Consider the following 13,079-nt stretch of genomic DNA (forward strand, 5'->3'; position numbering starts at 1 on the left):
CCACGACCTCCTGTCATGACGCGGTGTCCTCGGCGAGGACCCGCGTCATGGTGCGTTCCGCGAGCGCGGTGATGGTGAGGAAGGGGTTGACGCCGATGGAGCCGGGCACGAGGGAGCCGTCGGTGACGTACAGCTTCGAGTACCCCTTCACCCGGCCGTAGTCGTCGGTGGCCCTGCCGAGGACGCAGCCGCCGAGCGGGTGGTAGGTGAAGTCGTCGGCGAAGGCCTTGCTGCCCGTGCCGAAGAGGTCGTACCGGTAGATCGTCGCGTTGGCCCAGTTGATCCGGTCGAAGAGCTTCTTCGCCATGCTCACGGAGACGGCGCTCTGGGCGGCGCTCCAGCCGAGCTTCGCCGAGTCCGTCGCCCGGTCGTACGAGAACGACGCGCGCTCGGGATTCTTGGTGATCGCCAGGTAGAGGCTGATCCAGTGCTCGAGGCCGATGGGCAGCGGGGCGATCTCGGCGAAGACGGGGTTGTCGGTGTTGGCCCAGTCGTCGATGCCCATGACCGGGATGGTGGCCTCGTTGGCGCCCACCGTGTCCCAGAGGTGGTTGGCGCGTCCGAGCATCACATTGCCGTTGGTCCCCCAGCCGGTGCCGACGCTCGCGTCGAGTGACGACAGGGCACCGGTCTCCCGTGCGCGCAGCAGGAGTTCGGTGGTGCCCAGGCTGCCGGCGCCGAGGAAGAGGTACGTGCAGGAGTACTGCTTGGTCTCCACGACGGCGCCGCTGGTGTCGATCCGGTCGGCGGTCAGCTGATACGTCCCGTCGGCGGCCCTGTGGATCTCCTTGACCCGTTCCAGGGTGTTGATGGTGACGTTGCCGGTGCCGAGCGCCGAGGCCAGATAGGTCTTGTCGAGGCTGCGCTTGCCGTGGTTGTTGCCGTAGATGACCTCGCCGGCCAGCGCGGACCTGGTCGCCGTGCCGGCGGCCTCACGCTGCATGTAGTCGAAGTCATAGACGTTCGGCACGAAGGTGGTCTTCAGGCCGGTGTTGTCGGCGGCCTTCCGCGAGGTCCGGGCGAAGCGGTACCACTCCGTCGACTCGAACCAGGAAGGGGCGATGGTGTTGACGCCGAGCATGGAGCGGGCGCGCGGGAAGTACGTGGTGTACATCTCGTCGGCGTCGACGGTGGGGAACTGCTCGCTGAAGTAGGACTGGACGGGGGTGACGGCCATGCCGCCGTTGACGAGGGAGCCGCCGCCGACGCCTCTGCCGACGTACACGGACATGTTGTCGAAGTGCACACGGTCGAGGACGCCGGGGTAGCGTCCGATGTCCTTGTTGACGACGTCCAGCCACAGGAAGGTGGCGAGCGGCGCCTCGGTGCGCGTACGGAACCACATCGATCTCTGGTCCGGGGCGCTCGTGGAACAGAACACCTTGCCGTCGGAGCCGGGCGTGTTCCACAGGCGGCCCATCTCCAGTACCAGGGTGCGGATGCCGGCCTGGCCTAGGCGCAGGGCTGCTACGGCGCCGCCGTAGCCGGAGCCGACGACGATGGCCGGGGCGGTGTCGACCGCGTCGGGCTCGGCCGCGTGCGCGGACTGGAGGCCGATGCGGGTGAACCCCAGGGTGGCCGCTGTCCGGAGCGCCACCATACCGAGTATTTGACGTCTAGTCAGATGACGATGCGTCAGTTTTTCTGTCATGGGCGCAGCATCGGCGGATTCACGGCTTCCGGCCAGAGTTTTCGCCGTTTTGGACAGAGCTCAATCGGCCGTCGCGCAGTCGCCGGAATAGATCACCAGCGTCTGCTCCGGCTGTTCGGCCAGGTGGAACGCGGTATACACGTAATCGACCACCCCCCGCCCCGGGCACCGCAGCCGTTTCCGTCCGCCGTGGCGGGCCTGCACGTCGTACTGCGGCCACCAGGCACGCACTTCCGGGCTGCCCGCGTTCAGCTCGTCGATCAGCCGGGTGTACCGGGGGTCGCCCGGGTGGCGTCCGGCCAGCCCCCGCAGCCGGGCGAGCAGCCCGCGCGCCTCGAGCTCCCAGTCGACCAGAACGTCCCGGGCCGCCGGTGCGAGGAACACCCAGCGGGCGAAGTTCGCCGGCCGGTCCGCCGCCGTGGTGAGGTCCCGGAACAGCTCGTCGGCTGCCCGGTTGCAGCTGAGCACGTCGTAATTGCCGCCGATGATGTACGCCGGGTGCGGCTGGAGCAGGAGCGGAACGGCAGCCACCTCGACAGCTGGCGGCTCGGGCTCCTCGGCCTCGGCCGTCGGCGCGTGACCGGCGAGCCGGAAGAGGTGACCGCGCTCGTGCCGGTCGAGCCGCAGCGTCGAGGCGAGGGCATCGAGCACCTGGTCCGAGGCGCGGATGTCCCGGCCCTGCTCCAGGTACGTGTACCAGGTCGCGCTGATCCCGGCGAGCAGCGCGAGTTCTTCCCGGCGGAGTCCCGGCGTCCGGCGTCGGCCGGTGTGCGGCAGTCCGACCTGGTCAGGGGTGAGCCGCTCTCGGCGGCTGCGCAGGAAAGCGCCCAACTCACGGCGTTGAACCGGCTGTTTCCGCATGGTGGCATCCCTGGTTCCAGAATGAACACACTCTGGATACCAAGGTAAATCCCTCGCAGCCTGGAGTCCGAGCGGGATCCGAGAGAACCGGGCAAGGTCCCAGAAATCCCAGTCGGGGTCCCGGAGGTCCCAGTGGGGTCGAGAATGAGGCGGAGAGCATGTCGGGAATCGACGGCAAGGTCGTGGCGGTCACGGGAGCCAGCAGCGGCATCGGCGAGGCGACCGCCCTGCTGCTCGCCGAGCGGGGCGCGCGGCTCGTCCTCGGTGCGCGCCGGTCCGAGCGTCTCGAGGATCTGGTGGCGCGGATCGAGAAGTCGGGGGGCGCGGCCGTGCAGACGCGCACGGACGTGACCCGACGGGACGACCTGCACACCCTGGTCGCCCTGGCCGGCGAGCGATTCGGCCGACTCGACGTACTGGTCGGCAATGCCGGGGTCGGTCCGATCTCGCCCCTGGACGATCTGCGCGTCGACGAGTGGGACCGAATGGTCGACGTCAACGTCAAGGGTGTGCTGCACGGGATCGGCGCCGCGCTGCCGGTCTTCCGGGCGCAGGGCGCGGGCCACTTCGTCACCGTCGCCTCCACGGCCGCGCTGCGCATCGTGCCGAACATGGCGGTGTACGCCGGTACGAAGTTCGCGGTCCGCGCCATCTGCGAAGGCCTGCGCCAGGAAGCCGGTGGCTTTCTGCGGGTGACCACCGTCTCGCCCGGCGTGGTCGGAACCGGCTTCGCCGAGGCGTCGACGAATCCTCAGGTCAGAGCGCAGATCACGGAGACCCGGGACCGGATCGCGATCCCGCCCGAGGCGATCGCCCGAGCCATCGCGTTCGCCATCGAGCAGCCTGCATCCGTCGACGTCAACGAGATCGTCGTCCGGCCCACCGCCCAGAACTGACCCGCTCAGGTTCGAGGCACTTCAAGGGGCGCGTTCCAGAGGCACGTTCACCAGAGGCAGGTTCACCAGAGGCGAGACACGTTCACCAGAGACACGTTCACCAGAGACACGTTCAACGGTGGGCGCTGAATGCCGAACTCAGAGCAAGTCCCTCAGCTTCTCCGCCAGCAAGTCCCAGCGCCATTTCTCCTCGACCCACTGCCTGCCCCGATCCCCCATGCGGCGGCGCAGTTCCGGGTCACCGAGGAGGGTGACGATGCGGTCCGCGGTCTCCTCGGCGGAGCCGCCCGGCACCACCCAGCCCGTCTCTCCGTCGAGGACCGCGTCGGGCGCGCCGCCCGAGTCGCCGGCCACCACCGGGAGGCCCGTCGCGGAGGCCTCCAGATACACGATGCCGAGACCCTCGACATCCAGGCCGCCCCGGCGGGTCCGGCACGGCATCGCGAAGACGTCGCCCGCCCCGTAGTACGCGGGCAGCTCCTGCCAGGGGACGATGCCCGCGAAGCGGACCGCGTCGGCGACCCCGGTCTCGTACGCGAGCCGGCGCAGGTCCCTCCCGTACGGCCCGCCCCCGACGACCAGCAGGACCGCGTCAGGTTCCTTGGCCAGGATGCGCGGCATCGCCAGGATCAGCGTGTCCTGGCCCTTGCGCGGGACCAGACGGGACACGCAGACCACCACCGGCCGGTCCGTGAGGCCCAGCCGGGCGCGTACCTCGTCGCCGCCCGAGCCGGGGTGGAACGTCTTCTCGTCGACGCCGGGCGGCAGCTGCACCATCCGCCCGGCCGCCCCCGGCGTCAGCGCGGAGGCGATGCGCGAACGCGTGTACTCCCCGAGGTAGGTGATCGTGTCCGTGGATTCGCCGATGCGGCGCAGCAGGCCGCGCGCGGCGGGCAGCTGCGCCCAGGCCGCCTCGTGCCCGTGCGTCGTCGCCACCAGCCGCGTGGCCCCCGCGCGCCGCAGCGTCGGCGTCATCAGGGCCAGCGGCGCCGCCGCCCCGAACCACACCGACGTGCAACCGTGCTCTTGCAGCAGCCCCGCCGCCCGCCGGGCCGTGCCCCCGGTCGGCAGCAGCATCGTCGTTCGGTCCCGGACGACGGTGAAGGGCTGCTCGGCGTCGAAGGCGGCCGTCTCCTCGCCGCCCTCCCGTCCACGCTTCCAGCTGGAGGCGTAGACGACCAGCCGCCCGGGCTCCAGGCGCAGTGCCATGTTGTGCAGGAACGCCTGGATACCGCCCGGGCGGGGCGGGAAGTCGTTGGTCACGATCAGGGTCTTGTGCATTGCCCGTCGACAGTACCGAACCTGGTGTGCGACCGGACTCACAGGACCGCAGGGCTGTGTTTCGTGGCCCTCGCACCCTCCGACGCGGGATCATTGCCTCACGGCTACGCGAGGCGAGACGCGCGAGGACAGGGGCTCAGGTGAACAGTGCAGGCACACGGCGGTTCCCGTACTTGCTGCTCATCGCCTGGGGCCTGACCAGGGTGGCTCTGCTGCTCTACGTCTACAAGGTGTGGACGTTCCCCGGCCCGGACGTCACCAGCGACGTCTCCGTGATCTACCAGAACTGGTACGGAACCCTGCGCACCGGGACGTTCCCGCAGAACGACGTCACCTGGCAGTACCCGCCCGCCGCCGCACTCGCGATCCTTTCCCCCGGACTTCTGCCCTTCCTGGGCTACGCGCAGGCCTTCTACCTCTTGGCCTTCCTCGCCGACCTGGCGGCTTTCTGTCTGCTCGTGTACGCGGGCCTGCGCCCCGGCAAGACACTGCGCGGGGCGTGGGTGTGGGTGTGCGGCGTCGCCGTGCTGGGCCCGACCGTGTACGCACGCTACGACCTGATGGTGACGGCGGTGGCGATCGCCGCGCTGCTGGCCGGGATGCGCCACCCGCGGGTGATGGGGGCGCTCGTGGGCTTCGGCGCGCTGCTGAAGGTGTGGCCGGCGCTGCTGCTGGCGGGCGCGGTCAGGCGCCGGGCCTGGGTCTCGGCCGCGGTGACGGCCTGCGGTGTCGCCCTGCTGTTCGCGCTGGCCATGCCCGGCGCGTTCTCGTTCCTGACCTTCCAGCGCAGCCGCGGCACCGAGGTCGAGTCGCTCGGGTCGCTGGTCTTCCATGTCGCCCGGCACTTCGGGTGGAGGGGCCAGGTGACGTACAACTACGGCTCGATGGAGTTCGTCGGTCCGTACGTCGACCGGGTCAGCGCGGTGGCCCTGTTCCTGACCGTGATCGCCTTCGGCTGGCTGCTGCTGTGGCGGGTGAGCGTCCGCCGTATGCCCCCGCGCGCGCTCGCGGACGCGGCGTTCGTGGCGGTGCTGCTGTTCACGATCACCAGCCGGGTGATCAGCCCGCAGTACATGGTGTGGCTGGTCGGGCTCGCCGCCGTCTGTCTGTGCTTCCGCGGCAGCCGGATGGCGCTGCCCGGCGGTATGGTCCTGGCCGCCTGCCTCGCCACCGTCCTGGAGTTCCCGGTCTACTTCGGGGACGTCGTCACCAGCACCCGGTTCGGCGTCGCCCTCCTGCTGATCCGCAACGGCCTGCTGGTGCTCGCCACGGTGACCGCCGCCTGGCAGCTGTGGCGCGGCACGGTCTCCCCGCCGGCCCCGACCGTGCCACCTCAGACGGCCCGCACCCAGGAGACCCTCACCCCCTCCTGACGGCGCGCGAGCCAGAGCAGCGACCCGCAGACGCTGCGGGTCGCCCGTGTGACGGGTGAGGCGGAACAGGCCCGGCTGCGCGAGGCGATCACGCTGCTGGAGCGCTGAAGCGCTGAACCTCCTTGAGGCTCAGCCCAGTTGCGCCGTCATATAGGCACGCCACTCGCGCGTGAACGTCTCCGGTGTCGTGCGGAGCACCTTCGCCAGCGCCTCCTCGACCGCCCCCGCGCGCCTGCCGTGGTCGCCCACCGCCCGGTAGAAGGCGTTCAGCCGGGCCTCTCCCCAGCGCTGGGCGATCATGCGGCAGGCCATCCAGCCGCCCTCGTACGCCCGCGCCAACTGCCCCGCGTCCCCGGTGAAGGCGAAGTCCGTGTCGCTCGGCAGCGCGGCCGGGACGTGTCCGGCCGCGATGGAGCGCCCGAGTTCGGGGGCGACCTGGGCGGGCGTACGGCCGCTGCCGAGGTAGCCGACCCAGTCGGCGTACCCCTCGGAGAGCCACAGGGGCGTGGCCGGTGTGGTGTGGGCGCGGGTGGCGACATGGGTGGTCTCGTGGCTGAGGACCACCTGTTTGCCCAGATCGCCGAGGACGGCGTACGCCTCCGGGTTGACGATGATCCGGTCCGCGGGCGTCGTCCCCGTGCCGCCCGCCTCCCCTGTGGTGACCGCGGCTATCCCTCGGTATCCGGACGCCGGCGCGCCGAGCAGCCCGGCCATGTCCTGGAGCGACCGCGGTACGAGCACCACGACGTGCCCCGGCCAGTCGGTTCCCCACGCACGTGTGACGGCGGGGACCGCACGGTCCGCGAGGTCCGCGTACCCGCGCAGGACATCGCGCGGCTGCCCCACGCCGAGGACGAGGCTGTGCGCGCCCATGACGACCTCGACGGGACCCTGCTCCCACAGCTGCCGACTCGCCTTCCCGGCGGGCCGGTCCGAGGTCACGTACCAGCGCCCGCCGGTGCGGGCCAGCCCCAGCGCACGGGCGGCGGTGACCGGCGCCCGGTCGTAGCCCTTGATGCGGTAGCGCAACTCGGCGTCGGCCGTGGCGCGGTCGCCGGTGCGGTGCAGCGCGGTGAGACGGTACGACCAGGCCGCCAGCGGCACGGCGCGCAGGTTGTCGAACTGGGCAGCACCGGTGACGCCTGCCACCGCGGCGCCATGGGAGGGACCCCCGGTCGCCAGGAACTCGGAACGGTCGCCGTCGAGGACCGCCGTCGCCCGCCGGTCGAGAACCTGCCGCACGGCGTCGGTCTGGGTGTCCCGCGCGGGCGCACCGCCGCAGCCGACGAGCCCGGCGAGCAGCAGCGCACAGCCCGCCACCGCCCCCGGAACCCGCGCACGACCAGCCACCGTCCGATCGTACGCGCCGCCCTCGCCTCGCTCCGGCCCGTACCGGTGCCGTACCGATGCCGGGGTTCAGGGCCTGGTGACCGACGAGATCGGCATCATCCCGACCGGGTCGTAGCGCACCGCGGCCCCCGGGTGGGGCGCGTGGATGACCTGTCCGCCGCCGACGTACATCGCCACATGGCTGGCGTCGGAACGGTAGACGACCAGGTCGCCGGGCCGGACCTGGGACAGCGGCACCTGGTGGCCGGCGAACCGCTGCTCCTGGGAAGTACGCGGAAGGCCGATGCCCGCGTGCGCGTACGACCACTGCATGAGGCCCGAGCAGTCGAAGCCACCCGGCCCGTTGGCGCCCCACACATAGGGGCGTCCGAGCGCCGAGCGGGCCGCGGCGAGGGCTGCCGCCGCGCGGGAGCCAGGGGGAACGGCCCCGGTGAGGTCGGGCACGTCGCCACCGGAGCGGGAAACCCGCCCGTAGGCGTCGCGCTGCGCCGACGGAAGGGAGTTGAGCAGCCGCCGCGCCGCGGCGAGCTTCTGCTCGACGGTCTTCTTGTGCTGGGCGACGGCCCGGCGGCTCTTCTCCAGCGCGGTGAGCTCGTCCGCCACCTCGGCGTGTTCCTTGGCCAGGTCGCGCAGGGCCGCCTGGAGTTCCCTCAGCTGCCCGGCCTGGCGGCTGCCGATCCGGTCGAGCACGGCCGCCCGGTCGAGGTATTCCCCGGGATTGTCGGACAGGAGCAGCGCGAGGGAGGCGGCGAGTCCGTCCGAGCGGTACTGGGCTCCGGCCAGCGCACCGAGCGCATCCCGTATGGCGTTGACGCGGTCCTGCTGCCGGGCGATGCGGTCCTGTGCCTGGCCGACCTGCCGGCGCAGCGAGGCTCCGCGCTCACCGGCCTTGTCGTACGCCTCGGTGGCCTGCTCCGCCTCCCGGTACAGCCGGTCCACCGTGGCCCGGGTGTCACCGCGCGGCGCGGCTCCCGCCGGTGTGGCTCCGAGAGCCGTGGCGGCTGCCGCCGCGGCGGACAGAACGGCTGCTGTGGTGCCACGGCCGCGACCGAGGCCGGATCGTGCAAGGCGGCGATGGGACCCCACGACCGGTCGCACTCCCTTCCGCTGACAGACCCCACCCCACGGCGAGGAAACGCGGCAGACAGTAGCCGGGTGGTCACTCCCGGTCCAAAGAGGCCGAGGGGCGCGCACAACGCGACGCCCCGCCGCTGACGCAGGTCATCGGCGGGGCGTGGGGTCAGCGGGAGTCGCTGGAATTCGCCCGTTCGGGCGGCCCTCAGGGGCGCATCGGGAGCACCCGGGATCCGGAAGGAGCACCCGGAGAGCGCGCCGGACAGCGCGCCGCGAGCGCCTCGGACGCGGACGCCGGGAGCGCGTCCGAGCCGCACGCCGGAGCGTGTCAGATGCGCACGCCGGAGCGTGTCAGATGCGGACGCCGAACTCGAACTGCATGTCGGACATCGCCTCGTAGCGCACGACGGCACCGGTGTGCGGGGCGTGCAGCACCTGGCCGTTGCCCGCGTAGAGACCGACGTGGTGGTAGTCGCCGAAGAATATGACCAGGTCACCGACCTTGAGGTCGCTCTCGCTGTAGATGCGGGTGCCGGCGTTGGCCTGCTCCTGCGAGGTACGCGGTATGGAGACGCCGGCCTGGGCGTAGGCCCAGGAGGTCAGGCCGGAGCAGTCGAAGGCGGAGGGGCCGGTGGCGCCGTAGACGTAGGGCGAGCCGATCACGCTCTGGGCCGCGGCGAAGGCGGCGGCGGCGCGGCCGGAGGCGGAGCCGGTGTCGCCACCGAGGGCGGAGCGGGCGCTGGCGCGGCTGGCGCGGGCCTGATCGGCCTGGAGGGCGGCCCGCTCCTGGGCGGTGAGGCTGTTGAGGAGCTTCTGCGCGTCGGCGAGCTTGCCCTGGACGTCTTCCTTCTGCTTGCCGAGTTCGGCGCGTGTGGCGGCGAGGTCCTTGAGCTTGTCGGTGGCTTCCTGGCGCTCCTGGGCCAGCTCGCGCTGCTTCTCCTGGATCTTCTTCAGCGCCTCGACCTGCTGGCTGCTCAACTGGTCGAGCGTGGACGCCTTGTCGAGGTAGTCGTTCGGGTTCGAGGAGAGGAAGAGCTGCACGGAGGGATCGATGCTGCCGGTGCGGTACTGGGCGCTGGCCATCGTGCCGATGCCGTCGCGCAGCTGATTGAGCTCGTCCTGACCACGGGCGACCTTGTCCTGCAGGGTGGAGATCTGCTTCTCCAGTTTGTCCTGCTTCTCCTTGGCCCCGTTGTACTTCTCGGTGGCCTGCTCCGCCTGCTGATAGAGCTCGTCGACCTTGGACTTGACCTCGTCCTTGCTCGGCTTCGCACTGGGGGCGGCGTTCGCGGCCTGTGCACTGAGGGCCACGGCGGCAGCGGCGGCGGTGGTGAGCACGGTCACTCGGGCACGGCTCGGCTGCTTGGGTCGACGGTGGGACGCCACGGGGGCGAGCTCCTTCTTCCTCCAGCCGCCTACCGACACGCCGGCGGGCGGTGCCCCTCCACCGTCACTCCCCATGAGTGATCACCCGAGCGGAGGTTCGAGGCCAGACCCTAGTGACCCTCTCGTGATCAGTTCAAATCCTGGCGTGAAAAATCTCGTCACCGTGCGCATTCTTTGCCCTCAACACACATGCAGTGATGTTGCCTTGACGCTACGTTGCGTGAAGATCATCCCAATTCGGGCATCCCCGGCGGAGGTTGCGGTTGGTGCGTACGCGACCCATGGGACGTACGGAGCGATCGCGTGCTGAGTTCGCAGGACACCGAAAGCCAGGGGCGAGGTGCCCAATGAAGAGGCTTTACGCCCGATTTCAGCCCCGGGAGAGGCGCTTGAGCAGCACGGCCGACGCCACCGGGCGCGCACCCGCTCTGGCGACCCCGTCGGCCACCTCGCGATCGGTGGAGGCCACGATGACCGGCCGGCCCGGAGGCTCCGCACGCACCAGCTGGCGGATCAACTCGTCGGCGGTGACGCCCGGTTTGGAGAACAGCACCCGCACCCCGCGCGGCGGCGCGAGCAGCACCGGAGCCACCAGTTCGGCCCCGTCGAAGACGCAGGTGACCTCGGCACCGGTCTGCGCGGCGAGCTGCGAGAGCTGACCGAGCAGCCTGAGCCGCTGCTTCTCCAGCGGCATCTGCGGATAACCGGTCTTGGTGACGTTGTAGCCGTCGACCACCAGATGCGCCTGCGGCAGCGCCAGCAACTGGTCCAGGATCGCGGGATCGTTTTCGGACAGCGCACGGGCGGCGATGTCCTTCGGGGTCATCCGTCCCGGTTCGACCGCGTCCACGGTCTCCGCCGGCCGCACGGAGACCGGCGGCAGCGCCAGTTCCCGCCGCAGGCCCTGCGCCGCGTCCAGCACGGTGTCGAGCAGCAGCCGTACCCGCATGTCCTCGACGCTGCGTCCCTCGCGCGCGGCCCTGCGGGTGGCCTCCAGGGTGGCCTCCACCTCGGCGAGACGCGCCTTGAGCCGCCTGGTCTCGCTCTCGGCGGCGGACACGTGCGACTGCCCCTCGGCGCGTACGGCCTCGACCTCGCCGTGGGCCTTGCGCAGGGCGGCCTCGCCCCGCTTGACGTCGCTGAGGGCGGCGCGCAGCTTGCGGTGAAGCGATTCGGCTTCCTTGCGCGTCGATTCCAGCTCCGTACGCAACCGCTCCGTCTCGGCGCGGGTCTGGCCGCGGGCTGCCGCGAGCTCCCCGCGCAGCCGCTCCAGTTCGGCCCGGCTCTCCTCGTCGGCGCGTTCGGCGTCCGCGCGCTGGGCCTCCTCGCCCGCGGCGGTCACGAGCTTCACCCAGCCCACCGGACGCAGTACATAGGCCGCGGCCGCCACGTCGAGCGGGTCCGCGGCCGGGGGCGGCGAGCCGGAGTCCAGGGCGCCGGCGAGCTCCGGCTGGGCCTCTCTGAACCGCTCGGCGATGCGCTGGCGGAACAGCGGGTCGGTCTCCAGGGCCGCCGCCATCGCGTTGCCGGCGAACTTGGCCCGACGGTTCGGGGCGAACCGCGCATACTGCCGCAGCTGCGCGGGCAGTTCGCCGAGCGTCAGTCCGCCGAAACCGTCGGACACGATCTGCACGACCCGGCGGCGCACACCGTCGGGCAGCGGACGGTCGAGCACCTCAGCGGTGCCGTCGACCGGCTCCCCGCCCGTGGTCTCCACCATCCGTCACCCCACTGTCCGTGCGGGACCGCCTCCCTCAGGAGCCGGCACCGGGCCTGTCCACGAGTTCCACTTGGTCCAGGGCGTTGCACCAGCGGCAACGCACCGACTCGATGGTCTCACTGACCACCTCGCGCTCCTCGACCTTCGGCTGTCCGGCCAGATCCAGATGCACGTACTCGACGACCTTCGACGAGCGGGTCACATCGAAACGCGTCAGGTTGCCACACTGCGTGCAGCGCCACCGGGTCGTCTCGGTCGGCAGAGGAACCGTCATCGTGGCTGCTCTTCCTTCTTCCAGTCTCCGTGATGCGCCAGTTTCCCTGGAGCGTGTGGGTCGTAACCCTACGGCCTGCCGGGTACCCGCCGCCCGCCCGTCCAGCGCGGCGAGGCATTCTGCACGCGTCGCTCCGGGTACGCCATGCTCTGTCCCATGATCAGCACCTGGGGCAGGACGGCCGTCCGAGCGCTGCGGGGCCAGTCGGCACCGGTGACGTACGGGCTGATGGCCGTGTGCTGTCTGCTCTTCGTGATCGGACCGGCCTCGGGACTGAATCCCGCGTACGGCACCGGGGACGCGCTGCTCGCCGCGCAACGGGCCTACTTCGCCCGCTGGGGGGTGGTGCCCGTGGAGCTCTTCGGCGGGGCGCCACGGGCCGCCCTCACGCCCGCGACGGCCCTGTTCGTGCACGGCAGCTGGGTGCATCTGCTGGGCAACATGCTCTTCCTCTGCGTCTTCGGGGCGATGGCCGAGGAGCGGATGGGCCACGTGGAGTTCGCCCTGTTCTACCTGGGCTGCGGCTATCTGGCGCTGCTCGGGTACTCGGCGGCCAACGCCGAGTCGGCGCAGACGCTGGTCGGGGCCTCCGGGGCGATCTCCGCGGTTCTCGGCGCGTTCCTGTTTCTGTTCCCCAATGCCCGGGTGACCAGTCTTTTCCCGTTCCTGTTCTTCCTGCCGCTGCGTTTTCCGGCCTGGGTGGTACTGCCCTTCTGGGCCACCCTCCAGTGGATGGCGGCCGGCCGCGCCGCACAGGGCCCGGGGGTCGCCTACCTGGCCCATCTGGTCGGCTTCTCGCTGGGCTTCGTCTACGCGTGGGTGCGCCACGGCCGTACGAGTAGGGTGAAACCCCCAGCCCAGGCCCCCGAGGGAGAACAGCAGCCGTGATCACCGCGATCGTCCTCATCAAGACCAGCGTGGACCGGATCCCCGAGATCGCCGAGTCGATCGCCGCGCTGGACTCCGTCAGCGAGGTCTTCTCCGTCACCGGCACCTACGACCTCATCGCCATGGTCCGGGTGAAGGCCCACGACGACCTGGCGGACGTGATCCCCGGCCGGATCAGCAAGATCCCCGGCGTCCTGGGCACCGATACGCATGTCGCCTTCCGCACGTACTCCCAGCACGACCTCGAGGCGGCGTTCGCGATCGGGCTCGACAACTAGACCGGGACGTCCCGCGACGTCCGCTCCCCCCGGCCGCCCTGGGGCCG

At 71.0% G+C, this 13,079-nt stretch carries 12 protein-coding genes; 4 read left to right on the plus strand and 8 right to left on the minus strand.

Features of this window, described 5'->3' with window-relative positions:
- Nucleotides 1-13: 13 nt before the first annotated feature.
- Nucleotides 14-1,600, minus strand: a complete 1,587-nt coding sequence (locus AAW14_RS26780) for a GMC oxidoreductase (RefSeq protein ID WP_265566509.1) — start codon at nt 1,598-1,600, stop codon at nt 14-16.
- 111 nt (nt 1,601-1,711) lie between these two features.
- Nucleotides 1,712-2,512, minus strand: coding sequence for a helix-turn-helix transcriptional regulator (locus AAW14_RS26785; RefSeq protein WP_265566510.1), 801 nt, complete (start codon nt 2,510-2,512; stop codon nt 1,712-1,714).
- A 158-nt stretch (nt 2,513-2,670) separates the two neighbouring features.
- Here AAW14_RS26785 and AAW14_RS26790 point away from each other — a divergent pair, with 158 nt between their 5' ends.
- Nucleotides 2,671-3,408 (plus strand): SDR family oxidoreductase, encoded by a 738-nt coding sequence (locus AAW14_RS26790; protein ID WP_265566511.1) that lies wholly within the window; start codon nt 2,671-2,673, stop codon nt 3,406-3,408.
- A gap of 138 nt (nt 3,409-3,546) precedes the next feature.
- Here AAW14_RS26790 and AAW14_RS26795 read toward each other — a convergent pair whose 3' ends face one another.
- Nucleotides 3,547-4,689, minus strand: coding sequence for a glycosyltransferase family 4 protein (locus AAW14_RS26795; protein WP_265566512.1), 1,143 nt, complete (start codon nt 4,687-4,689; stop codon nt 3,547-3,549).
- A 140-nt stretch (nt 4,690-4,829) separates the two neighbouring features.
- Between AAW14_RS26795 and AAW14_RS26800 the strand changes: the two genes are divergently transcribed.
- Nucleotides 4,830-6,062, plus strand: a complete 1,233-nt coding sequence (locus AAW14_RS26800) for a glycosyltransferase family 87 protein (RefSeq protein ID WP_265566513.1) — start codon at nt 4,830-4,832, stop codon at nt 6,060-6,062.
- Between the two features lie 129 nt (nt 6,063-6,191).
- Here AAW14_RS26800 and AAW14_RS26805 read toward each other — a convergent pair whose 3' ends face one another.
- From AAW14_RS26805 to AAW14_RS26825, 5 genes are all read right to left on the minus strand, one after another.
- Nucleotides 6,192-7,412: a hypothetical protein gene (locus AAW14_RS26805; protein WP_265566514.1), complete on the minus strand. Its 1,221-nt coding sequence runs from the start codon at nt 7,410-7,412 to the stop codon at nt 6,192-6,194.
- Between the two features lie 66 nt (nt 7,413-7,478).
- Nucleotides 7,479-8,498 (minus strand): C40 family peptidase, encoded by a 1,020-nt coding sequence (locus tag AAW14_RS26810; RefSeq protein WP_265566515.1) that lies wholly within the window; start codon nt 8,496-8,498, stop codon nt 7,479-7,481.
- A gap of 339 nt (nt 8,499-8,837) precedes the next feature.
- The gene (locus tag AAW14_RS26815) at nt 8,838-9,872 is read right to left on the minus strand and encodes a C40 family peptidase (RefSeq protein WP_265566516.1); all 1,035 of its coding nucleotides are present in this window, start codon (nt 9,870-9,872) and stop codon (nt 8,838-8,840) included.
- 370 nt (nt 9,873-10,242) lie between these two features.
- Nucleotides 10,243-11,592, minus strand: a complete 1,350-nt coding sequence (locus AAW14_RS26820; protein ID WP_265566517.1) for an NYN domain-containing protein — start codon at nt 11,590-11,592, stop codon at nt 10,243-10,245.
- A 34-nt stretch (nt 11,593-11,626) separates the two neighbouring features.
- Nucleotides 11,627-11,866: a hypothetical protein gene (locus AAW14_RS26825; RefSeq protein ID WP_265566518.1), complete on the minus strand. Its 240-nt coding sequence runs from the start codon at nt 11,864-11,866 to the stop codon at nt 11,627-11,629.
- A gap of 156 nt (nt 11,867-12,022) precedes the next feature.
- Between AAW14_RS26825 and AAW14_RS26830 the strand changes: the two genes are divergently transcribed.
- Complete coding sequence (locus AAW14_RS26830; RefSeq protein WP_265566519.1) at nt 12,023-12,754, plus strand: rhomboid family intramembrane serine protease; 732 nt, start codon at nt 12,023-12,025, stop codon at nt 12,752-12,754.
- Nucleotides 12,751-13,032 carry an Lrp/AsnC family transcriptional regulator gene (locus AAW14_RS26835; protein ID WP_265566520.1) on the plus strand — a complete coding sequence of 94 codons (282 nt, stop codon included), beginning with the start codon at nt 12,751-12,753 and terminating at the stop codon, nt 13,030-13,032. Before AAW14_RS26830 ends, AAW14_RS26835 begins: the two co-directional genes overlap by 4 nt.
- Nucleotides 13,033-13,079: the final 47 nt, after the last annotated feature.

The sequence above is a fragment of the Streptomyces hygroscopicus genome (assembly GCF_026168105.1).
In the GTDB taxonomy this organism is placed as follows: Bacteria; Actinomycetota; Actinomycetes; order Streptomycetales; family Streptomycetaceae; genus Streptomyces; species Streptomyces hygroscopicus_D.

Excerpts from the sequence above, each read along its gene's own strand:
- AAW14_RS26830 (WP_265566519.1), top strand. The coding sequence starts at position 12,023 with ATGATCAGCACCTGGGGCAGGACGGCCGTCCGAGCGCTGCGGGGCCAG.
- AAW14_RS26795 (WP_265566512.1), bottom strand. The coding sequence starts at position 4,689 with ATGCACAAGACCCTGATCGTGACCAACGACTTCCCGCCCCGCCCGGGC.
- AAW14_RS26785 (WP_265566510.1), bottom strand. The coding sequence starts at position 2,512 with ATGCGGAAACAGCCGGTTCAACGCCGTGAGTTGGGCGCTTTCCTGCGC.
- AAW14_RS26790 (WP_265566511.1), top strand. The coding sequence starts at position 2,671 with ATGTCGGGAATCGACGGCAAGGTCGTGGCGGTCACGGGAGCCAGCAGC.
- AAW14_RS26825 (WP_265566518.1), bottom strand. The coding sequence starts at position 11,866 with ATGACGGTTCCTCTGCCGACCGAGACGACCCGGTGGCGCTGCACGCAG.
- AAW14_RS26780 (WP_265566509.1), bottom strand. The coding sequence starts at position 1,600 with ATGGTGGCGCTCCGGACAGCGGCCACCCTGGGGTTCACCCGCATCGGC.
- AAW14_RS26820 (WP_265566517.1), bottom strand. The coding sequence starts at position 11,592 with ATGGTGGAGACCACGGGCGGGGAGCCGGTCGACGGCACCGCTGAGGTG.